General features: G+C 65.9%; 17 protein-coding genes. 15 read left to right on the top strand and 2 right to left on the bottom strand.

Annotation, left to right across the window (positions count from 1 at the left end; all coding sequences use genetic code 11):
- Window positions 1-174: 174 nt before the first annotated feature.
- From QHG62_RS19925 to QHG62_RS19890, 8 genes are all read left to right on the top strand, one after another.
- Window positions 175-1,992: a RecQ family ATP-dependent DNA helicase gene (locus tag QHG62_RS19925; RefSeq protein WP_281147417.1), complete on the top strand. Its 1,818-nt coding sequence runs from the start codon at window positions 175-177 to the stop codon at window positions 1,990-1,992.
- A gap of 10 nt (window positions 1,993-2,002) precedes the next feature.
- On the top strand, window positions 2,003-3,328 hold the full coding sequence (locus tag QHG62_RS19920; protein WP_281147416.1) for a lytic murein transglycosylase: 1,326 nt from the start codon (window positions 2,003-2,005) through the stop codon (window positions 3,326-3,328).
- A gap of 134 nt (window positions 3,329-3,462) precedes the next feature.
- Window positions 3,463-4,716: a putative Na+/H+ antiporter gene (locus QHG62_RS19915; RefSeq protein ID WP_281147415.1), complete on the top strand. Its 1,254-nt coding sequence runs from the start codon at window positions 3,463-3,465 to the stop codon at window positions 4,714-4,716.
- Between the two features lie 45 nt (window positions 4,717-4,761).
- Window positions 4,762-6,411: an alpha/beta fold hydrolase gene (locus QHG62_RS19910; RefSeq protein WP_432445546.1), complete on the top strand. Its 1,650-nt coding sequence runs from the start codon at window positions 4,762-4,764 to the stop codon at window positions 6,409-6,411.
- A 58-nt stretch (window positions 6,412-6,469) separates the two neighbouring features.
- On the top strand, window positions 6,470-7,057 hold the full coding sequence (locus QHG62_RS19905) for a helix-turn-helix domain-containing protein (protein ID WP_281147414.1): 588 nt from the start codon (window positions 6,470-6,472) through the stop codon (window positions 7,055-7,057).
- Window positions 7,058-7,079: 22 nt separating this feature from the next.
- Entirely contained in the window at window positions 7,080-7,604 is a 525-nt protein-coding gene (locus tag QHG62_RS19900) for a GNAT family N-acetyltransferase (protein ID WP_281151717.1), read from the top strand.
- A 62-nt stretch (window positions 7,605-7,666) separates the two neighbouring features.
- Window positions 7,667-9,313: a Mur ligase gene (locus QHG62_RS19895; protein WP_281147413.1), complete on the top strand. Its 1,647-nt coding sequence runs from the start codon at window positions 7,667-7,669 to the stop codon at window positions 9,311-9,313.
- Complete coding sequence (locus tag QHG62_RS19890) at window positions 9,310-10,377, top strand: aldose epimerase family protein (RefSeq protein ID WP_281147412.1); 1,068 nt, start codon at window positions 9,310-9,312, stop codon at window positions 10,375-10,377. Before QHG62_RS19895 ends, QHG62_RS19890 begins: the two co-directional genes overlap by 4 nt.
- Window positions 10,378-10,381: 4 nt before the next feature.
- Here the strand turns inward: QHG62_RS19890 and QHG62_RS19885 are convergent, their stop codons facing one another.
- The gene (locus QHG62_RS19885; protein ID WP_281147411.1) at window positions 10,382-11,332 is read right to left on the bottom strand and encodes an SMP-30/gluconolactonase/LRE family protein; all 951 of its coding nucleotides are present in this window, start codon (window positions 11,330-11,332) and stop codon (window positions 10,382-10,384) included.
- Window positions 11,333-11,470: 138 nt separating this feature from the next.
- On the opposite strand from QHG62_RS19885, the gene QHG62_RS19880 reads away from it, so the two are divergent.
- On the top strand, window positions 11,471-12,247 hold the full coding sequence (locus QHG62_RS19880) for an SDR family NAD(P)-dependent oxidoreductase (RefSeq protein ID WP_281147410.1): 777 nt from the start codon (window positions 11,471-11,473) through the stop codon (window positions 12,245-12,247).
- Here the strand turns inward: QHG62_RS19880 and QHG62_RS19875 are convergent, their stop codons facing one another.
- Window positions 12,248-13,207, bottom strand: a complete 960-nt coding sequence (locus QHG62_RS19875) for a LysR family transcriptional regulator (RefSeq protein WP_281147409.1) — start codon at window positions 13,205-13,207, stop codon at window positions 12,248-12,250.
- A 136-nt stretch (window positions 13,208-13,343) separates the two neighbouring features.
- On the opposite strand from QHG62_RS19875, the gene QHG62_RS19870 reads away from it, so the two are divergent.
- The 6 genes from QHG62_RS19870 (at window position 13,344) to QHG62_RS19845 (ending at window position 21,303) form a co-directional block, all read left to right on the top strand.
- Complete coding sequence (locus tag QHG62_RS19870) at window positions 13,344-14,795, top strand: aldehyde dehydrogenase family protein (RefSeq protein ID WP_281147408.1); 1,452 nt, start codon at window positions 13,344-13,346, stop codon at window positions 14,793-14,795.
- 47 nt (window positions 14,796-14,842) lie between these two features.
- Window positions 14,843-15,808, top strand: coding sequence for an ABC transporter substrate-binding protein (locus QHG62_RS19865; RefSeq protein ID WP_281147407.1), 966 nt, complete (start codon window positions 14,843-14,845; stop codon window positions 15,806-15,808).
- A gap of 133 nt (window positions 15,809-15,941) precedes the next feature.
- On the top strand, window positions 15,942-17,012 hold the full coding sequence (gene chvE / locus QHG62_RS19860) for a multiple monosaccharide ABC transporter substrate-binding protein (RefSeq protein ID WP_281147406.1): 1,071 nt from the start codon (window positions 15,942-15,944) through the stop codon (window positions 17,010-17,012).
- 8 nt (window positions 17,013-17,020) lie between these two features.
- The gene (mmsA, locus tag QHG62_RS19855; protein ID WP_281147405.1) at window positions 17,021-18,577 is read left to right on the top strand and encodes a multiple monosaccharide ABC transporter ATP-binding protein; all 1,557 of its coding nucleotides are present in this window, start codon (window positions 17,021-17,023) and stop codon (window positions 18,575-18,577) included.
- Complete coding sequence (gene mmsB / locus QHG62_RS19850; RefSeq protein WP_281147404.1) at window positions 18,564-19,778, top strand: multiple monosaccharide ABC transporter permease; 1,215 nt, start codon at window positions 18,564-18,566, stop codon at window positions 19,776-19,778. Before mmsA ends, mmsB begins: the two co-directional genes overlap by 14 nt.
- A gap of 4 nt (window positions 19,779-19,782) precedes the next feature.
- Window positions 19,783-21,303, top strand: a complete 1,521-nt coding sequence (locus tag QHG62_RS19845; protein ID WP_281147403.1) for a sugar ABC transporter ATP-binding protein — start codon at window positions 19,783-19,785, stop codon at window positions 21,301-21,303.
- The last annotated feature ends 114 nt before the right edge of the window (window positions 21,304-21,417 follow it).

The raw sequence follows: 21,417 nt of genomic DNA, 5'->3' as shown, positions 1-21,417 counted from the left end.
AGGGCAACGGCCATGCCCGCGTGTGCGCGCATCGGCCCGGCCAGAGGACCAGCGCACGTCCGCAGCATTTGCGGCAATTTGTGCCGCCATGCAGTCAGCGCGCCGCGCCGACACGCCGCGTGGGCGCGCTCTCACAAGGAGGCTGCCGCGCGGCAGGCAGATTGGCGGCCGGCCATGCAACAGAGGAGAAGCAAACTGGAGAAGACCACGCAGCAAGAAAAACCCGAACGGCCCTCCGTCCGCAAGAAGCGGGCTGCGCCGACGGCAGAAGCCGGCGTGGACCGGGTGCTTCACGAAGTGTTCGGCCACGAGCGCCTGCGCCCCGGGCAGCGCAGCGTGATCGACAGGGTGGTCGCAGGCGAATCGACGCTCGCCGTCATGCCCACGGGCGCCGGCAAATCGCTTTGCTACCAGGTGCCCGCGGTTCTCGCGTCCGGGCAGACCGTGGTCGTATCGCCGCTGATCGCGCTCATGAAAGACCAGTGCGAGAAGCTCAATGCGAACGGCGTGCGCGCTGTGCAGCTGAACAGCCTGTGCGCAGCCGACGAGATCGATGCGGCGGAAGCAGCCATTGCCGACGGCTCGGCGCGTGTGGTCTTCAGCACGCCGGAACGATTGGCGGACGCTGCCTTTCTGAAGCTGCTGCAGCAGCGGGCAACATCGTTGCTGGTCGTCGACGAGGCGCATTGCATCTCGCAGTGGGGGCACGACTTTCGGCCCGCGTTCCTGGAGATAGGCGCGGCGGTGCGCGCCCTGCGCAAGCCGGTGGTGCTGGCGCTCACGGCCACCGCCAACGACGAGGTGGCCGAAGAGATCATGGAGAAGCTCGGCATCCCGCGCGCGGGCCTGATCGACACCGGTGCCTACAGGCCCAACCTGCACTACACGGTCGAGCCGATGATGCGGGAGGAAGATAAGCTGCAGCGTGCGATGGCGCTGGTTGCGGGCCTCGAAGGAAGCGGCATCGTCTACACCGCCACAGTGAAGGCGGCCGAGTCGCTTGCCGCCAGTCTTGCGGATGCGGGCGAGTCGGTGGGCCTGTACCACGGCAAGCAGCGCTCGGGCGAGCGGCACGCGGCCCAAGATGCGTTCATGGCCGGCAAGCTCCGCGTGATGGTGGCCACCAATGCATTCGGCATGGGCATCGACAAGCCCGACATCCGCTTTGTGCTGCACTACCAGATGCCCTCGAGCCTGGATGCCTACTACCAGGAGTCGGGTCGCGCGGGACGTGACGGCGAGCGCGCGGATTGCGTGCTGCTCTACCTGCGGCGCGACAAGGCCGTGCAGCAGTTCTTCCTGGCCGGCTGGTTGCCCGAGGTGCCCGAACTGCGCGCGCTGCAGCAGGCCTTGTCGAGCCCGCCTCCCGCGGCCGAAGGTTGGACGGCGGCGGAGCTCCAGCAGCGCGCGCGCCTGCCGCGCGGCAAGCTTCGCGTGTTGCTGAGCCTGCTGCGGCAGGAGGGCCTGCTGAAGCGCAACAGCGAGGGCCTGCTGCGCTGGGCAAGAAAGCAGCCGCTCGAGGACGCCGAGCTCGATGCGCTGCTGAACGGCCACCGCGAAAAGCGCGAGCAGGAGCGCGAGGCGCTGGAGCGCATGACCTTCTATGCGATCACCGGCATGTGCCGATGGCAGGTGCTTCTTTCGGGATTGGGGAGCGACGAGCTCGCGCAGCGCTGTGGTGCCTGCGACAACTGCGTGCGCCTGGCCAGGCACGAGCGGGCGCAGGCCGCGCGAGATGCGCAGGCGGAACCAGTGACCGAAGAAGAAGCCGGCGCCACTTCGCCGCGTGTCGCCTTTGCGAAAGGCGATTCGGTGCGCGTTCCGCGCTACGGCGTCGGGTCCGTGGCAAGTGCCGATGCGGTCTCTGTCACCATCGAATTTTCCGATGGCAGCCAGCGCTGCTTTCAGCCCCAGTTCGTGCGTCCGGTGCTCGCGCGGCGGGCGACCCGGGCGGCGCAGCGTCTGGTAACAGGCCGTGCGAGCCAGCGGTGAGAATCGATGAATGCATCAAGCAAGCAATCTTTCCATTTCGCGCTTCAACAGGTTCGCACTCTTGGCCGCATCGGCGGCCGTTGCCGCATTGCTGGCCAGCTGCGCATCCGCTCCACCGCCCGCCGCCGCAAAGCCGCCCGCATCGGCAACCGGTGCCCGGCCCGCAACCGCACCTGCGACATCAGGAGCGGCTGGTGCGGAAGACCAGGCAGCCGAACAGCGGTTCGCCAAGTGGGTGGCTGATTTCCGAGCCACCGCCCGCGCGGAAGGCATCAGCGATGCCACGCTGAAGAGCGCGTTCGACCAGGTCCAATATTTGCCGCGCGTGATCGAACTCGACCGCGCCCAGCCCGAGTTCACGCGCACCGCGTGGGAGTATCTGGACAACGCCGTCACGCCGCAACGCGTGGCAACTGGGCAGGACAAGCTATTGCAGGTTCGCGCCGAGGCCGATGCAGCCGCTGCGCGCTACGGCGTGCCGCCCGCGGTGGTCGTTGCCATCTGGGGCATGGAAAGCAACTACGGCAGCAACTACGGCAACACCCCGGTCATCGACGCGTTGGCGACGCTCGGCTTTGAAGGGCGCCGCGAAGACTGGGCCAAGCGCGAGTTGCTGGCGGCATTGAAGATTCTCGACAGCGGCGACATCGCGCGCGAGCGGATGATCGGCTCCTGGGCCGGTGCCATGGGCCAGACGCAGTTCCTGCCCTCCAACTTCCTGGCCTATTCGGTGGATGCCGATGGCGACGGTCGGCGCGATATCTGGGGCAGCATGCCCGATGTGGTGGCTTCCACCGCCAACTTTCTTTCGCGCTCCGGCTGGCAGGCTGGTGTGCCGTGGGGTGTGGAAGTGAGGCTGCCGCCGGGCTTCGACTACGGCCGTGCCGATACGTCGGTGCGGCAGTCGTCCACGCAATGGGCGGCCGAGGGGCTCCGCGCGATCGACGACCAGCCGTTGCCGGAGTTTGCCGAGGCCACGGTGCTGCTGCCGGCGGGTGCGCGCGGGCCGGCCTTCCTGATCGGGCCGAACTTTCGTGCCGTTCTTCGCTACAACAACTCGACGAACTACGCACTCGCGGTCGGCCTTCTTGCGCAGCGGCTGGGCGGCGGTCCCGGCGTGCAGGCGGCTTGGCCGCGGGACCTGCCCGCGCTCTCGCGCAGCCAGATGGTCGAGCTGCAAACCGCGCTCAACCAGCGCGGCTTTGCAACCGGCGCCGCGGACGGTGTGATGGGCCCCGCCACGCGCGAAGGACTGCGCCGCTACCAGCGCAGCGTCGGCCTGCCGGCAGACGGCTATCCGAGCGCGGAGCTGCTGCAGCGCCTGCAGCAGCCGTAGCCTGGCTTGCAGCGAATCGGGCCCGCGGAACAAGCCCGAAGCCCGCTAAACTGGCATCGGGTGCGGTGCCGTTTCGTGGCGTCGCAGGTTCATGCGCTGGTCGGGCCGCCGCGCGGACCGGTCACGCCAATTCCATGCAAGAACCCACCATCCAGTACATCGCCGCGGGCCTCTTCGCCGTCGCGCTCATTCACACCTTTGCCGCCAAGCAGTTCGAGCGGCTGTCGCACCGCTTTCCCCGTCATGCCGGCCTGTTCCACCTGCTGGGCGAGGTCGAAGTCGTGTTCGGCTTCTGGGCCATCGTGCTCGTCCTTGCCATGGCGCTGGTGGTCGGAGCCGGTCCGGCGCTCGGCTATGCGGAATCGCGCAACTACACCGAGCCGCTCTTCGTCTTCGTGGTGATGGTGGTGGCCGCTTCATGGCCCGTGCTGCGCACGGTGATGTCGGGCGTGAGCCTTGTCGCACGGGTGCTGCCGGTGCCCACGCCCATGGCGTCGGCCTGGCTCGGCCTGGCGGCCGTGCCGCTGCTGGGCTCGCTCGTTACCGAGCCGGCAGCCATGACGATCGCGGCGCTGATGCTCGCGCCGCAGATCTTCAGGCCGCAAGTGCCTGAGCCGGTGAAGTACCTGGCCCTTGGGGTGCTGTTCGTCAACATATCGATCGGCGGCACCCTCACCTCGTACGCCGCGCCGCCGGTGCTGATGGTCGCTTCGACATGGCAGTGGGACAGCGCATTCATGCTCGCGACCTTCGGGTGGAAGGCCGCCGTTGCCGTAGTCATCAACGCGACCGTGGCCACCTTCGTGCTGCGCAAGCACCTGAATGCTGCGCCGTCGGCGGTCGTTACCGAAGCGCCTGTGCCACCCGCCGTGGCCCTGGTGCACCTGGCGCTGCTCGCAGGCATTGTGCTGTTCGCTCATCATCCGGTGGCGTTTCTCGGGCTTTTCCTGATGTTTCTCGGGTTCACGCAGGCTTATGAACGCCACCAAAGCCCGCTGATCATCAAGGAGGCCCTGCTCGTCGGCTTCTTCCTGGCCGGGCTGGTGGTGCTGGGCGGCATGCAGCAGTGGTGGCTGGAGCCGGTGGTTTCGAGCCTGGAGCCGCTCGCCCTGTTCTTCGGCGCGCTCGGCCTCACGGCCATTACCGACAATGCCGCGCTCACCTACCTGGGCTCTTTGATCGCGAACATCTCGGACGAATCCAAATACATGCTGGTGGCCGGCGCGGTGGCGGGCGGCGGACTCACGGTGATCGCCAATGCGCCCAATCCTGCGGGCGTGGCTTTGCTCAAGCGCGGTTTTTCGGACGAGACCATCGGTGCGGGCGGGCTGCTGCTGGGAGCTCTCGGTCCAACGGCAGTGGCTGCCGCGGCATTCATGCTGCTCTAGCAGGCCGGGTCTCTGCCATGGGCGGCATATGAAGGAGACAAGAACATGTTCATGCGCTCTCTCACGGGCCTTGCCGCAGGCGCGGCAATCATGGCCCTGGCCTTCGTGCCGGCCGGCTGCACTTACCCGGGCGGCGCCGTTCCAACGCAGGCACGGGCCGAGCGACCGCCCACCGATTGCCGAGCGTGGGTCGGTGTCGACCGCAACCACGAACTGCCCGGCTACCTGCTGCCGCAACCCGGCGGCCATGCCGCTTGCGTTCCGCTCGGCGTTACCGCCCATCGGCCTCCCGCCGGATACAGGGGCGACTACTACGTCGACGAGTTCACCGACGCGCGGCTGAAGGAGCGCTGGCGCACCTGCAAGGCCGATGCCGCCTGCTTTGCGCGCATCGATGCGCAGATGCAGCGCTGGCTTCCGCCGAACAAGGCACGTTCGACGCGCTCGACCGGCACCGTCGATCCTTCGGGAAAGATCGATCCAGATGGCGCGGTGGACCTGCGGGAGATCCGCCGCCCGGCGTTCTTTGCGAAGGCGCCTTATGCGGAGGCCATTGCGCGGGCCGAGGCCGGCACCTACATCGTCGAGTTCACCGTGCCGCGCGACACCTTCGAGCGCATCGACCTGAAGATGACCGACCCGGTCAAGCTGCGCGGCTGGTACATCGAAGGCCGTGGTGTCGATGACGGCAAGGGCGGCATCACGCGCGCACTGGTGGTCATGGCGCCGGGCGGCGGCGGGCAGCTCACTGCAATCCAGCACCCAGACGAAAAGCCCTACCGCATCGATCCGGCCACGGGCAGCGCAGTGGACATCCGCTTTCCGAACGCCACCACCGAGACGATGGGGCAGCGCTGGTGGCGCGAGAACCTCGATGCGCTGAACCAGGCGGGCTTCGATGTGCTGGCCTACGACCGGCGGGGCGAGGGTATCTCGGGTGGGTTCAGCGACACGAACACGCTGGAGCAGGGCGAAGATGTCTTTCGCGTGCTGGCGCAGTTCGACACCGGCAACGGCCTGCGGCTTCTTGCGCCGGACGGACGCGTGCTTGCGGGCGATGAGGCAGGGGGCAAGCTGCTGGGCGGCATGAAGTCGACCCGCATTCCCATCCTGCTGGGCGGCTATTCGCGCGGCTCCATGTCGACGGCATGGGCCATGGCCAAGAACTTTTCAGGTGCATGCAGCTATGACATGCCGGTGCCCGAATGCACCCCGCCCAAGGGGCTGGCGAACATCAAGGGCGCGATTCTCCTCGCGTCTTTCGCGAGCGGCGCGGGGTACCTGCCGTCGTCGCCTGATCTGGCCGACCGCAACCTGTTTCTCGGCGCCATGGCGGCCGAGCATCACATCCTGTTCTATCCCAACTCGGCGCCGCTCGCGGGCATGCACAAGTGGCCGGCTGCGTTCTTCGGCAAGGGTTTGTGGGACCGTGCGGAAACGCTGGAGGGCACCGTCGCGGCCTACGACCGCATTCGCGGCGCGCGCGAAATCGTGGTGGCCCGCGCACCCCATTCGATCGAGACCTGGCCGGAGAGCGACAGGCAGTATCTGCGCGAGCGGATGGTCGCCTTTGCCAAGGTTGCGGTTGCCGGAGGCACGGCTGTGCCGGGGGCCAAGCCGTGGTCGAACCTGAGAGAGCTGGTCGCGACCACGCCCGATCCGTGGGAGCCTTCGTCCAAGCCCAGGGGCCGCTGAGGTAACTCTCATCGTGTCTTGACTTTGTTTCCATCATGTTGGATATTCTTCCGACATCATGGAAAAAGAATCCTCCAGCCTGAATGAACGCATCGCGCAACGCGTGCGAGACCTGCGCGCCGCGCGCGGCCTCTCGCTCGACGCGCTGGCTGTGCACTGCGGCGTCAGCCGCTCGATGATCTCGCTCATCGAACGCGGCGAAAGCAGCCCGACGGCGGTGGTGCTCGAAAAACTTGCCACCGGCCTCGGTGTTCCGCTGGCCTCGTTGTTCGAGGCGCCCCAGCCCGAGGCCGGGCCGGTGTCGCGGCTGGCCGACCAGCCGCAGTGGCGCGATCCGCATTCCGGCTATGTGCGCCGCAACGTTTCGCCCGCCGGCACGGCATCGCCGATTCACATCGTCGAAGTGCTGTTTCCGCCCAAGGCCCGCGTGGCCTACGAAACCGCAGCGCGCGAACCGCAGGTGCACCAGCAGGTGTGGATGCTCGAAGGAACCATCGAAGTCACGCTGGGCGACGAACGCCACCGGCTCGACGCGGGCGACTGCCTGGCGCTGGTGCTCGACCGGCCGATGAGCTACTACAACCCCACCCGCAAGATCGCGCGCTATGCCGTCGTGATCGCGACCTCGCCCTTTGCTTCAAGATGATCGTGGAGATGAGATGACAGATATGGCAACACTCGCGCCAGGCATTCGAGCGCTTAACAGCGTCAACGACGCGCACATCTGGCAGCTTGCCGATGTGCTTATCGATTGCGTCGAGGGCGGCGCATCCGTGAGCTTCATGCTGCCGCTCACCCGCGATCGCGCGCTCGGCTTCTGGCAGCGCGTGGGCGAGGGGGTGGCACGCGGCGAACGCGCGCTGCTGGTGGCCGAAGACGCGCAAGGCATCGTCGGCACCGTGCAGCTCGTGCTCGACCAGCCCGAGAACCAGCCGCACCGCGCCGAGGTTTCCAAGATGCTCGTGCACCGTCGGGCGAGGCGCCGGGGCGTGGGTGCGCTGCTGATGCAAGCCGTCGAGCAGCTTGCCCGCGATCACGGAAAGACCTTGCTGGTGCTCGATACATCCAGCCCGGAGGCCGAGCGGCTTTATGCCCGCCAGGGCTGGACGCGCGCGGGCGTGATTCCGGGCTTTGCACTGCTGCCGGGCGGCGAGCCGTGCGATACCACTTACTTCTACCGGGTGCTGGATTAGCGTGCCTGCAGGGCGCGAGGCCTGTCATCATTCGCGCCTGCATGAACCACGAAATGACGCTCATGGATCTGTTCGATCGCGCCAGGAAGGTGCTGACGGCGCCAGACGGCACGCTGCCGGGCACCGCTGCCACCCCCGAGGCCGGCTGCGTGATGTTTGTCGCGCTGGGCGACGGTGCGAGCCGCGCACGCGTCACTATGGGGCGCGGCGGCACGGCCGAAGAGGCTTGGCAGAAAGCGCGCGATGCGGCGCTTGCGCTCACCGAACGCATCGGCTTGCAGCCCCGCCGCATGCGTGTAGAAATCGTCGACGAGGTCGAGCCCATGAGCTGGGGCGCATTGAAGGAGCGCCTGTCGCGCACCAAGCGCAACTACTTCAACCGGGGCGTGTCGTTCGATGCGAAGTTCGAGGTGGCGCTGCTCGCGCCGGAGATCAACGGCAGCGCCATCTTCTACAACGGCACCGTGGAACATGCCGAGCCCAACGCGGGCAACCTGCGCCTGCACGGGCAGCGGCGCTTCGGAAGAGACATCGACTTTCCCTCGGGCGACGACGCGCCGGTGTGGTGCTTCACGACCCGGGGCGCCTACGTCGACGCCGAGGGGGCATGGCCTCTCACGGCCAAGGGGCAAGCGGCAGGCTACCGGACGCTGCCCGATTGGAGCGCGGACCAGGTGCGCCACCTGGTGGACACCGCGAGCGACTACCTCGCCGCGCAGGTCAAGCCCTCGGGCGAGTTCTACTACGGTTGGTTTCCGTGTTTCGACCGGCCGATCCCCACCTACAACACCTTGCGGCACGCAAGCTCGACCTACGCGCTGCTCGAAGCCTGGGAGCTGACCCGAAGCGACACACAGAAGGCGGCCATCGACCGCTCGCTGGCCTTCTTGAAAGACCGGCTCATCCGCCAGGTCGACCTGCCCGACGGCACGCGCGCGGCCTACCTGCTCGACGTGGGCAATGAAATCAAGCTCGGGGGCAATGCGGTGTGCCTGCTGGCGCTGGTCAAGTACACCGAGCTCACCGGCGATGCGCAGTACCAGCCGCTGATGGAGCAACTCGCGCTCGGCATCCAGGCCATGCAAGACCCGGCGAGCGGGCGCTTCGTGCACGTGCTCAGTTACCCGTCGCTCGACGTGAAGGATGAGTTCCGCGTCATCTACTACGACGGCGAAGCGGCATTCGGCCTGATGCGTCTCTATGGCCTCACGCGCGATGAGCGGTGGCTGGCCGTGGTCGAGAAAGCCTTCGAGCATTTCATTGCCGCGGAGCATTGGCGCGCGCATGACCATTGGCTGAGCTACTGCGTCAACGAGCTCACGCGCTACCGGCCCGAAACGCGCTACTACCAGTTCGGGCTGCGCAACGTGGCGGACTACCTGGACTTTGTGCTGCAGCGCATCACCATCTTTCCCACGCTGCTTGAACTGATGATGGCTGCGCGCGAAATGGTGGCGCGGCTCGATGCCGACCCTGCGCTGCGTCCGCTGCTCGAAGGGCTCGACCGCGACAAGTTCGACCGCGCGCTCGAGCATCGCGCGCGCTACCTGGCCAATGGGTATTTCTGGCCCGAGCTCGCAATGTTTTTCCGGAACCCCGACCGTATTGCGGGTTCGTTCTTTATCAAGCACCACAGCTTCCGCGTTCGCATCGACGACGTGGAGCACTATCTTTCGGGCCTTGTCGCCTACTGGAAATACCGCCGATGAACAGCAGCATCACCTCGCGCGAGTTCGGACGCATGCCCGATGGCCGCGCCGTGACCGAATACACCCTGGACAACGGCCGGGGCCTCAGCCTGAGTGCCATCAACCTTGGCGGCATTGTCACGGCGCTGCATGTGCCCGATCGCGAAGGGCAGAGCGGCAACATCGTGCTCGGCCTACCCACGCTCGAGGACTACCTGAAGCCGCATCCGCACTTCGGCACCATCGTCGGCCGCTATGCCAACCGCATCGCGCGCGGGCGCTTCATGCTCGACGGCGTTGCGCACCAGCTTGCAGTGAACGACGGCGCCAATTCGCTGCACGGCGGCCACAAGGGCTTTGGCACGCGCTTCTGGCACATTGAAGAAGTGCCTGCCTATACCGCCGCGGATGAAGTGGCCATTGAACTGCGCTACACCAGTGCGGACGGCGAAGAGGGCTTTCCGGGCGAGGTGCGGGTGACCGTGCGCTACGTGCTCGGCACCACCGAAAACACATGGCGCATCGACTACCGCGCCGTGGCTGACCGGGCCACGGTGTTGAACCTGAGCCATCACGACTACTTCAACCTGGCCGGCGGCGGCGCAGTGCGGGACCACCGGCTGACCATTCCGGCGAGCCGCTTCTGCCCGGTGGACGCTGGGCTGATTCCACTTGGCCTCGCGCCCGTGAACGGAACACCTTTCGACTTTCGCGTGCCTACGCACATCGGTGCGCGCATGGGCGAGCCGCACGAGCAGTTGCGCGTGGCGGGCGGCTACGACCACAACTGGGTGCTCGACCGCGAGCCGGCCGGCATGGCGCTGGCGGCGCGCCTCGAGCACGAGCCCTCAGGCCGCGTGATGGAGGTGCTGACGACCGAGCCGGCGGTGCAGTTTTATTCGGGCAACTTTCTCGACGGCAGCCTTCGCGGTCGCGACGGGGAAACCATTCGCCAAGGCGCGGGGCTGTGCCTGGAAACGCAGCACTACCCCGATTCGCCGAATCAGCCAAGCTTTCCTTCGACGGTGCTCCGGCCCGGCGAAGCGTTCAGCAGCAGCACGCTGCACCGCTTCGGCGTGGCTTGAATAGTTAGCCGTTGACCGCGGCCGCGCCGAACTCCGCGGCGGGCAGGCCGGGGCTCCCGATGCGAACCGAGAACAGCGCGCCGGACAGCGGCTCCGCTTCGATCTGCTCAGCCGTGAGCCCGCTGCGCGCGGTGGTGATGTAGAGCGTGCACATGTCTTCACCGCCGAAGGCGCAGTCGGTGACGTTGCTTGCGGGCAACTCGATGCGGCACAGTTCGGCGCCGCTCACCGGGTCGTGGCAGCTCACGCAGTGGCCGCCCCAGCGCGCAATCCACAGCCGGCCGGCCGCGTCGGTCGTCATGCCGTCGGGCAGGCCGTCGCCGTCTGCAAAGCGCAGCCACACCCGCTTGTTGCTCACCGTGCCGGCTTCGCTGTCGAAGTCATAGGCATAGACGCAGCCTTCGACGGTGGCGTTGAAATACATCGTGCGTTCGTCGAGCGACCAGGTCGGCCCGTTGGTGACCGCAAAGCCGTCGTCGTGGCGCGTGCAGCGGCCATCGGCATCGAAGCGGTAGAGCGCACCCGTCGGCGCCACGCAGTCGAAGTCCATGGTGCCGCCCCAAAAGCGGCCCTTGCTGTCGCACTTGCCGTCGTTGAAGCGGTTGCCGGGCCGGTCGGGTTCGGGCTGGTGCAGGTAGCGCGGCGGCGCGTCGACTGCGGGGTCGAACAGGGCGAAGCCGCGGCGCATGGTGACGATCAGCCCCGGCGCGCCCGCGCGCTCGGCCAGTGCGGTGATCTCTTCGTCGAAGGCCCAGCTCCGGCGCGCGCCGCCCCGCGGGTCGTAGCGGTACAGGCGGCACCCGAGGATGTCGATCCAGTAAAGCGCCTGCTCGCGCGGCGACCACAGCGTGCCTTCTCCGAGCGTGGCTTCCGCAGGCCACAGGCATTCGGGCTGGCCGAGGATCGTTGGCGCACCAAGGGGTGCGGGCGTGGATGTGCTGCCGTTCTGGGTCATTTTGTTTTTGCGCCTTCGTTGTCTCAGTCCTTGACGCGGCGGATCGTATCAAGGCATATTGATAATAGAAATCAAAGTTTATGGCATTGATTGATATCTTTTTTGCAATGCCACTTCCCCGACCTGGAGACACACACCTTGAAGGATTCCCCGAAGCTCTCGATCTACCCCAGCCTGGAGGGGCGCGCCGTGTTTGTCACCGGCGGCGGCAGCGGCATTGGCGCGGCCATTGTTGCCGCCTTTGCCGCGCAGGGCGCTCGCGTGGCGTTCATCGACATTGCCGAAGGCGCCAGCGCAGCCCTGGCGCAGCGCATTGCCAATGAAGGCCATGCGGCGCCATGGTGGCGCGCCTGCGACGTGCGCGACATCGGCGCCATGCAGAAGGCCATTGCCGACGCGGCCGCCGAGCTGGGCGACTTTGCCGTGCTGGTCAACAACGTGGCAAGCGACGACCGCCACACGCTGGAATCGGTCACGCCCGACTACTACGACAACCGCATGGCCATCAACGAGCGGCCCGCGCTGTTCGCCATTCAATCGGTGGTGCCGGGCATGCGGCGGCTGGGCTTCGGCTCGGTGGTCAACCTGGGATCGACGGGCTGGCAGACCAAGGGCTCGGGCTACCCCTGCTATGCCATTGCAAAGTCTTCGGTCAACGGACTCACGCGCGGCCTGGCGGTGGACCTGGGCCGCGACCGCATCCGCATCAACACCGTGTCGCCCGGTTGGGTAATGACCGACCGGCAGGTGAAGCTGTGGCTCGACGACGAGGGCGAACAGTCCTTGAAGCGCAACCAGTGCCTGCCCGACAAGCTCATGCCCGAGGACATCGCGCGCATGGTGCTGTTTCTCGCGTCGGACGACGCAAAGATGTGCACCGCGCAGGAATTCACGGTGGATGCGGGCTGGACCTGATCAGTCCATCTCCAGCTTGCGGCCGTAGACGCTGAGGCTCGCGGTCTTCAGCGCCTTCATCATCACCTTGGCCGCCGGCGAGAGCAGCCGGTCGGTGCGCGTAATGATGCCGAAGGCGTCCATGTGGCAGGGCATGTCGAGCGGCAGCAGCGACACGATGCCGTGCGCGGCGTAGTAGCGCGCCACGTCGCTGGCGAGCACGGCCACCATGTCGCTTTGCTGCAGCATGCGCGTGATGAAGAGCAGGGCCGAACTCTCGATGACGTTGCCCGGCGGCGAAAGCCCTTCTTCCTGGAACATCAGCTCGAAGCGGTGCCGCAGCACGCTGCCCGCGGGCGGCACGATCCAGCCGGCGCCCACCACGTCGCGCAGCGTGAGGCTGCTCACGCCCAGCAGCGGATGGCCGGGGCGCACCAGTGCGCACACCGGCTCTTCGGCCAGCGCTTCGTAGCGCAACTGCGACTTGTCATGCTCGGCAAACAGCCGCGCCACGAGGATGTCGAGCTTGCCTTGCTCGAGCCGGTCGATCAGCACCGCGCTGGTCTCGATCTCGAGCGACACGCGCAGGTCGGGCTGTTCGCGCTTCACCATGGCCACCGCGGGGGGCATCAGCGTAAGGCCCGGCGCGGTGATGGCGCCCACGCCCACCTGGCCGAAGCGGCCCGCCTTGAGCGCGGTGAGCTCGTCGTGCGCCTGGTTCAGGCTGGCCAGTGCCACGCGGGCGTGGCGAATCATGGTTTCGCCGTACCAGGTGGGGCGCATGCCGCGCGGCAGGCGGTCGAAAAGCGGCACCTCCAGCACGTCTTCCAGGTCTTTCAGCAGCTTGGAGGCTGCGGGCTGCGTCATGTTGAGCACCTGCGCCGCGCGGTGGATGTTGCCTTCCTCCGCCAAGGCGACCAGCAAAAGCAGCTGCCGCGTCTTGAGGCGGGCTCGGATGAACCAGTGGTTGTAGTTGGTCATTGGTTATTGAAACTTTGGGCTGCGCGGGTTTTCCAGAATCCAGCGATTGATATGCATTTTGTCGAAAAAATGATTGGATTGATATCAATTCTGTTTCTAGACTCGCGGCACTTCAAAACGAGAGACAAGGCGCACGGTGATTCACGGCGAGCTCCATCAGAGCGTGCGGCAGTACATCAACGGCCGCTGGGAAACCAGCGCGACCACAGGTGTGAGCGCCAATCCTTCGGACACCAGCGAAGTGGTGGCCGAGTACGCACGTGCCGACCGCCGCCAGGTCGAGCTTGCAATCCGCGCGGCCGCCGACGCCTTTCCGCACTGGAGCCACAGCACGCCCCAACGCAGGGCCGACGTGCTCGATCGCATCGGCACGGAACTGCTGGCGCGCCGGGACGAACTCGGCCTGCTGTTGGCGCGCGAAGTCGGCAAGACCCTGCCCGAAGCCGTTGCCGAGGCCACCCGCGCGGGCCAGACCTTCAAGTTTTTTGCGGGCGAGGCAATGCGGGGCGGGGGCGAAAACATGGCCTCGCTGCGCGCCGGCGTGCAGGTCGACGTGACGCGTGAGCCGGTGGGCGTGGCCGGGCTCATCACGCCGTGGAACTCCCCGCTGGCAGTGCCGGCCACCAAGATTGCGCCCGCGCTCGCGCATGGCAACAGCGTGGTGTTCAAGCCCGCCGAGCTGGTGCCGGCCTGCGGCTGGACGCTGGCCGAAATCATCAGCCGCGCCGCTTTGCCGGCGGGCGTTTTCAACCTGGTGATGGGCAGCGGCCGCGAGGCGGGGCAGGCGCTGGTCGACAGCCCGCTGGTCGATGCGGTGAGCTTCACCGGCTCGGCGCGCAACGGTGAACGCATTCTGCAGGCGGCCGCCGCACGGCGCGCCAAGGTGCAGCTGGAGATGGGCGGCAAGAACGCGCTCGTGGTGCTGGCCGATGCCGACATCGATCACGCCGTCGATTGCGCGGTGCAGGGCGCCTACTTTTCGAACGGGCAGCGCTGCACGGCGTCGAGCCGTCTCATCGTCGAAGCCGCGGTGCACGACGTTTTTGTGGCGCGTCTGCGCCAGCGGCTCAAGGCGCTGAAGATCGGCCACGCGCTGGAGCGCGGAGTGGACATCGGCCCCCTGATCGATGAAGAGCGGCTTGCGCGCACTTTGGCCTGGGTCGAGGTTGCCCGCGAAGAGGGCGCCGAACACGTGTGGGGCGGAGAGCGGCTCAAGCGCGCCACCGCGGGCCATTACATGAGCCCCGCGCTGTTTCTTGCCAAGCCGGAGCACCGCATTGCGCGCGAGGAAATCTTCGGCCCGCTGGCCTGCGTGCTGCGCGCTGCCGACTACGACGAGGCGTTGGCGCTGTGCAACGACACGCCGTCGGGCCTGAGTGCGGGCATCTGCACCAACTCGCTCAAGCACGCGATGCATTTCAGGCGGCATGCCGAGGTCGGCATGACGATGGTCAATCTGCCGACCGCGGGGGTGGACTTCCACGTGCCCTTCGGCGGCCGCAAGGGGTCGGGCTACGGGCCGCGCGAACAAGGGCGCCACGCCGCGGAGTTCTACACGACGGTCAAGACCGGCTTCATGCTGGCCTGACCACCACGGACGGTTTTCAACAAGCACTTAGAAAGAAGGAGACAGCCATGACACTCAATCGCCGCACCCTCAACATCGCGCTCGCCGCAGCTTCGCTCGGCGGCCTCCTGCCCGCCACGGCGCTGGCGCAGAAAAAAATCGTGCTGGGCTTCAGCCAGGTCGGCGCCGAAAGCGAGTGGCGCACCGCCAACACCGAGTCGATCAAGGCTTCCGCCAAGGAGGCCGGCATCGAGCTGAAGTTCTCCGACGCGCAGCAAAAGCAGGAAAACCAGATCAAGGCCATCCGCTCGTTCATCGCGCAGAAGGTCGACGTGATCGCGTTCTCGCCGGTGGTCGAATCGGGCTGGGAAACCGTGCTGCGCGAAGCCAAGGCCGCAAAGATCCCGGTGGTGCTGACCGACCGCTCGGTCAACACCAAGGACGACTCGCTCTACGTCACCTTCATGGGCTCCGACTTCGTCGAGGAAGGCCGCAAGGCCGGCCGCTGGCTGGTCGAGAAGATGAAGGACCAGAAGGGCGACGTGAACATCGTCGAGCTGCAGGGCACCGTGGGCTCGGCTCCGGCCATCGACCGCAAGAAGGGCTTCGAGGAAATCATCAAGGCCGATCCCAAGTTCAAGATCGTGCGCTCGCAAACCGGCGACTTCACGCGGGCCAAGGGCAAGGAAGTGATGGAAGCCTTCCTGAAGGCCGAAGGCAAGAAGATCAACGTGCTGTACGCGCACAACGACGACATGGCCATCGGCGCCATCCAGGCCATCGAGGAAGCGGGCCTGAAGCCGGCCAAGGACATCACGATCATCTCGATCGATGCCGTCAAGGGCGCCTTCGAAGCCATGATCGCCGGCAAGCTCAACGTGTCGGTCGAATGCAGCCCGCTGCTCGGCCCCCAGCTGATGAGCGCAGTGAAAGACATCAAGGCCGGCAAGCAGCTGCCCAAGCGCATCGTGACCGAAGAGACGATCTTCCCGATGGAAGTCGCAGCCAAAGAATTCCCCAACCGCAAATATTGAGCTCTCCCCCAGTCTTCGCGCACTTCGTGTCGCTACGCCAACCCCCTCACCGGGGGCGGCACCAGCGGCCCGGCAAAGCCGGTTCCGCGGTGCCCCTGGAAAAGACAGTACCCATTAAAAAACGGACCACAACATGAAACGCAACTTCCTCAAGGCCTCGCTCGCAGGCATCGCATTGGCCATGGCCGGCATCGCGCCGCTCGCGCATGCGCAGGACAAGGGTCCGATCGCCATCTCCATGCCCACCAAGTCGTCGGCCCGCTGGATCGCGGACGGCGCCAACATGGTCAAGTACTTCAAGGAAAAGGGCTACAAGACCGACCTGCAGTATGCCGACGACGACATTCCGAACCAGCTCGCGCAAATCGAGAACATGGTCACGAAGGGCTCCAAGGTGCTGGTGATTGCGGCCATCGACGGCTCCACGCTGTCCGACGTTCTGCAGAAGGCGGCCGACAAGGGTGTGAAGGTCATTGCGTACGACCGGCTCATCAAGGGCTCGAAGAACGTCGACTACTACGCCACCTTCGACAACTTCCAGGTCGGCGTGCTGCAGGCGCAGTCCATCGAGGCTGCGCTGGGGCTGAAGAGCGGCAAGGGCCCGTTCAACATCGAGCTCTTCGGCGGCTCGCCGGACGACAACAACGCCTTCTTCTTCTACAACGGCGCCATGTCGGTGCTCGAGCCGTACATCAAGAGCGGCAAGCTGGTGGTGCGCAGCAAGCAGATGGGCATGGAAAAGGTCGGCACGCTGCGCTGGGACGGCGCGGTGGCGCAGGCGCGCATGGACAACCTGCTGTCGGCCTACTACACCAAGGACCGCGTCGATGCGGTGCTGTCTCCGTACGACGGCCTTTCGATCGGCATTCTGTCTTCGCTCAAGGGCGTGGGCTACGGCTCGGCTTCGCAGCCGATGCCGGTCGTCTCGGGTCAGGACGCGGAGATTCCTTCGGTCAAGTCGATCTTGCGCAAGGAACAGACCTCGACCGTGTTCAAGGACACGCGCGAGCTGGCGAAGGTAACGGTGGCCATGGTCGACGCCATGCTCTCGGGCAAGACGCCTGAAGTGAACGACACCAAGACCTACAACAACGGCGTGAAGGTGGTGCCCTCGTACCTGCTCAAGCCTGTGAGCGTGGACGGCGGCAACTGGAAGCAGGTGCTGGTCGACAGCGGCTACTACAAGGAAAGCCAGGTCAAGTGAAAAGCGGCATGGAAGCAGACTCGCGCAGCATCCTCGAGATGCGCGGCATCACCAAGACGTTTCCCGGCGTGAAGGCGCTGAGCAACGTCAACCTGGCCGTGCGCGCGGGCGAGATCCATGCCGTGGTCGGCGAGAACGGCGCGGGCAAGTCGACGCTCATGAAGGTACTGAGCGGCGTCTACCCGTGCGACTCGTATACCGGGGAGATCCACTTCGAGGGGGAGCTCCGCCGATTCAAGGGCATTGCCGACAGCGAGAAGCTCGGCATCATCATCATCCACCAGGAGCTGGCGCTGGTGCCGCTCCTGTCCATTGCCGAGAACATTTTTCTCGGCAACGAAATTGCGCACGGCGGCGTGATCGACTGGTTTGCCGCCTATGCAAGGACGCGCGAGCTGCTCGCCAAGGTGGGCCTGAAAGAACCCCCCACCACGCTGGTTACCGATCTTGGCGTCGGCAAGCAGCAGCTGGTTGAAATTGCCAAAGCGCTGGCCAAAGAGGTCAAGCTGCTGATTCTGGACGAGCCCACGGCCAGCCTGAACGAGAACGACAGCGACGCATTGCTGATGCTTCTGCTCGAGCTCAAGCGCCAGGGCATCGCGTCGATTCTCATCTCGCACAAGCTCAACGAGATTGCCAAGGTGGCCGACTCGATCACCGTGCTGCGCGACGGCGCTACGGTCGAGACGATGGATTGCCGCAACCAGCCGATCAGCGAAGACCGCATCATTCGCGGCATGGTCGGCCGCGACATGGCGCACCGCTACCCGCAGCGCCATCCGAAGATCGGCGACACCGTGTTCGAAGTGCGCGACTGGCGCGTGCACCACGCGCTGCATGCCGATCGCGAGCAGATCAAGGGTGTGAACCTGCATGTGCGCCAGGGCGAGATCGTCGGCATTGCGGGCCTGATGGGCGCGGGGCGCACCGAACTTGCGATGAGCGTGTTCGGCAAGTCCTACGGCCAGCGTATCAGCGGCACGGTGCTGATGCACGGCAAGCCTGTGGACGTAGGCACGGTGCGCAAGGCCATCGACCAGGGCATTGCCTATGTCACCGAAGACCGCAAGGGCCTGGGGCTGGTGCTGGAAGAAAACATCCAGAAGAACGTGAGCCTGGCCAACCTGGAGGCGGTGTCGAGTTCTATGGTGATCGACGACGCGCGCGAATTCAAGGTGGCCAGCGACTACCGCAAGGCGCTCAACATCCGGTCATCGGGCGTGGAGCAGCTGGTGGTCAACCTGTCGGGCGGCAACCAGCAAAAGGTGGTGCTCAGCAAGTGGCTCTTTACCAAACCCGAACTCTTGATTCTCGACGAGCCCACGCGCGGTATCGACGTCGGCGCCAAATATGAGATCTACACCATCATCGACCAGCTCGCGAGCGAGGGCAAAGGCATTCTCATGATTTCTTCCGAACTGCCGGAACTGCTAGGTATGTGCGACCGCATCTATGTGATGAACGAGGGCCGCTTCGTGGCCGAATTTACGGCGGCCGAGGCTTCGCAGGAACGCATCATGCACGCCATCGTGAGCGCGGGGAGTTCAGTCCATGTCGCAGCCTGAAGCCAACGCGGTGAATGCCGCCGTCCCAGTGGCAGAGGCTGCCCCGAAGCTGCACGCCGGCTTCCTGAAGAACAACCTGCGCGAGTACGGCATGCTGATCTCGCTGGTCGCGATCATGGTGCTGTTCCAGGTGCTGACCGACGGCACGCTGCTGCGGCCGCTCAACCTGACCAACCTGCTGCTGCAGAACAGCTACGTCGTCATCATGGCGCTGGGCATGCTGCTGGTGATCGTGGCGGGACACATCGACCTTTCGGTGGGTTCGGTCTGCGGCTTCATCGGCGCGCTGGCGGCGGTGCTGATGGTCGAATACGAATGGCACTTCGTGCCCACGGCCCTCATCAGCATTGCCGCGGGCGCGGTCATCGGCGCGGCGCAGGGCTGGTTCGTCGCATTCCGCAAGATTCCGTCGTTCATCGTCACGCTCGCGGGCATGCTGGTGTTCAAGGGGCTCACGCTGGCGCTGCTGGCGGGGCAATCGGTCGGGCCGTTTCCGGTCGAGTTCCAGCGGCTGAGTTCGGGCTTCATTCCCGATCCGCTGGGCGGCGACACCTTGCGCACCACGTCGCTGGTGGTGGGCGCGCTGGCCGCCGCGGCGCTGGTGTTCTTCAAGCTGCGCGGCCGGGCCAAGCTTGCGGCGCATGGCATGGATACGGAGCCTTATGTGTTCTTCCTGGTGAAGAACTTGTTCTTCGCGGCCATCATCCTGTTCTTCAGCTACCTGCTCTCGACCTACAAGGGCCTGCCCAACGTGCTGATCGTGATGGCGGTGCTGATCGTGGTGTACGACTTCGTCACCAACCGCACGACCATCGGGCGGCGCATCTACGCGCTGGGCGGCAACGAGAAGGCTGCACGGCTGTCGGGCGTCAAGACGCAGCGGCTGGCATTCCTCACCTTCGTGAACATGGGCGCACTGGCCGCGCTTGCAGGCCTGGTGTTTGCGGCGCGGCTCAACACGGCCACGCCCAAGGCCGGCCTGGGTTTCGAGCTTGACGTGATCGCGGCCTGCTTCATCGGCGGGGCCTCTGCATCGGGCGGCGTGGGCCGCGTGATGGGCGCGGTGATCGGCGCGTTCATCATGGGCGTGATGAACAACGGCATGTCGATCTTGGGCATCGGTATCGACTACCAGCAGGTGATCAAGGGCCTGGTGCTGCTGGCCGCGGTGTTCATCGACGTCTACAACAAGAACAAGTAAGCGCATGACGGGCAGCAGCATTTCACCCGTGCTCGAACTTCGGGGCATTCACAAGCAGTTCGGCGACATTCCGGTGCTGCGCGATGTGCAGCTGCGGCTCTACCCGGGCGAGATCCATGCGCTGATGGGCCAGAACGGCGCAGGAAAGTCGACACTGATCAAGGTGTTGACGGGCGTGCTGCCTTCGAGCGCCGGGGAGATACGCCTGGACGGCCAAGCCATTCACCCCGCTTCGCCGCTCGACGCGCAGAAGCTGGGCATCAGCACGGTCTACCAGGAAGTGAACCTGTGCCCGAACCTCTCGGTGGCTGAGAATGTGTTCGCGGGCCGCTATCCGCGTTGCGGCGCGGCGCAGGGCTTTCGCATCGACTGGGCTGCGGTCAACCGGCGTGCCGCCGAGCTGCTGGCGCGCATCGGGCTCGATATCGATGTGACGCGGCTGTTGTCGAGCTACTCGGTGGCGGTGCAGCAACTGGTAGCCATTGCGCGCGCGCTCGGTGTGTCGTCGAAGGTGCTGATTCTCGACGAGCCAACTTCGAGCCTGGACGACGACGAGGTGGAGAAGCTGTTCGAGGTGCTGCGGCGCCTTCGCGGCGAAGGGCTCGCCATCGTCTTTGTGACGCACTTTCTCAACCAGATGTATGCGGTGTCAGACCGCATCACGGTGCTGCGCAACGGCAGCTGGGTAGGCGAGTGGCGCGCTGCCGATCTGGGACCGCAGGCGCTGATTGCCGCAATGCTGGGGCGGGAGCTCGCTGCGCAGTCGGCGCGGCCCGCAGCGCTGCCGGTTTTCGACGAAGCGGCGCCGGCCCTGCTGCAGGCTGAAGGCCTCGGGCAGGCCGGTCAACTGCAGGCAACGGATTTGCGCGTGCGAGCTGGTGAGGTGGTCGGCATTGCGGGGTTGCTGGGCGCTGGCCGCACCGAGCTCGCACGCCTGCTGTTCGGCCTCGAAACGCCCGACCGCGGTGTGCTGAAGATCGACGGCCGTTCGGTCAGTTTTTCCAACCCTGCGGACGCTGTTCGCGAAGGGCTGGCGCTGTGCCCCGAAGAGCGCAAGACCGATGGCATCGTGGCCGAGCTGTCGGTGCGCGAGAACATCGCGCTGGCGCTGCAGGCGCGGCTCGGCACGCGGCGCTATCTGCCCCATGCTGAGCAGACCGCGATGGCGGAGCGTTTTGTCGCCTCGTTGGGCATCAAGACCGCGAGTGTGGAAACTCCCATCGGCCTGCTCTCCGGAGGCAACCAGCAGAAGGCCATGATCGCGCGCTGGCTCGCAACGGAGCCGCGCCTGCTGATTCTCGACGAGCCCACGCGCGGCATCGACGTGGCGGCCAAGCAGGAAATCATGGAAGAGATTCTTCGGCTTGCGCGCGCGGGCATGGCGGTGATCTTCATCTCTTCAGAGATCAGCGAGGTGGTGCGCGTGGCGCACCGCATCGTGGTGCTGCGCGACCGCAAGAAGGTGGGCGAACTGCCGGGCGGTTCGACCGAGGACGAGGTCTACGAAATGATTGCAGCCGCATGACGCGCTCTTTGTTTTTCTCCCTCCCCTTCCGGGGGAGGGCAGGGGTGGGGGCACAGCGGCCTTCGATGGAGAGCTGCTGCCTTGCGCGCGCCGTCTGCCCCCATCCCAACCTTC

Source organism: Variovorax paradoxus (assembly GCF_029919115.1).
In the GTDB taxonomy this organism is placed as follows: domain Bacteria; phylum Pseudomonadota; class Gammaproteobacteria; order Burkholderiales; family Burkholderiaceae_C; genus Variovorax; species Variovorax paradoxus_O.
The sequence above is the reverse complement of the archived record's forward strand: the minus strand, read 5'-3'. Positions and strand labels throughout refer to the sequence as shown.

Coding starts and splice junctions, on each gene's coding strand:
- QHG62_RS19925 (WP_281147417.1), top strand. CDS start 175: ATGCAACAGAGGAGAAGCAAACTGGAGAAGACCACGCAGCAAGAAAAA.
- QHG62_RS19920 (WP_281147416.1), top strand. CDS start 2,003: ATGCATCAAGCAAGCAATCTTTCCATTTCGCGCTTCAACAGGTTCGCA.
- QHG62_RS19915 (WP_281147415.1), top strand. CDS start 3,463: ATGCAAGAACCCACCATCCAGTACATCGCCGCGGGCCTCTTCGCCGTC.
- QHG62_RS19910 (WP_432445546.1), top strand. CDS start 4,762: ATGTTCATGCGCTCTCTCACGGGCCTTGCCGCAGGCGCGGCAATCATG.
- QHG62_RS19905 (WP_281147414.1), top strand. CDS start 6,470: ATGGAAAAAGAATCCTCCAGCCTGAATGAACGCATCGCGCAACGCGTG.
- QHG62_RS19900 (WP_281151717.1), top strand. CDS start 7,080: ATGGCAACACTCGCGCCAGGCATTCGAGCGCTTAACAGCGTCAACGAC.
- QHG62_RS19895 (WP_281147413.1), top strand. CDS start 7,667: ATGGATCTGTTCGATCGCGCCAGGAAGGTGCTGACGGCGCCAGACGGC.
- QHG62_RS19890 (WP_281147412.1), top strand. CDS start 9,310: ATGAACAGCAGCATCACCTCGCGCGAGTTCGGACGCATGCCCGATGGC.
- QHG62_RS19885 (WP_281147411.1), bottom strand. CDS start 11,332: ATGACCCAGAACGGCAGCACATCCACGCCCGCACCCCTTGGTGCGCCA.
- QHG62_RS19875 (WP_281147409.1), bottom strand. CDS start 13,207: ATGACCAACTACAACCACTGGTTCATCCGAGCCCGCCTCAAGACGCGG.
- QHG62_RS19865 (WP_281147407.1), top strand. CDS start 14,843: ATGACACTCAATCGCCGCACCCTCAACATCGCGCTCGCCGCAGCTTCG.
- chvE (WP_281147406.1), top strand. CDS start 15,942: ATGAAACGCAACTTCCTCAAGGCCTCGCTCGCAGGCATCGCATTGGCC.
- mmsA (WP_281147405.1), top strand. CDS start 17,021: ATGGAAGCAGACTCGCGCAGCATCCTCGAGATGCGCGGCATCACCAAG.
- mmsB (WP_281147404.1), top strand. CDS start 18,564: ATGTCGCAGCCTGAAGCCAACGCGGTGAATGCCGCCGTCCCAGTGGCA.
- QHG62_RS19845 (WP_281147403.1), top strand. CDS start 19,783: ATGACGGGCAGCAGCATTTCACCCGTGCTCGAACTTCGGGGCATTCAC.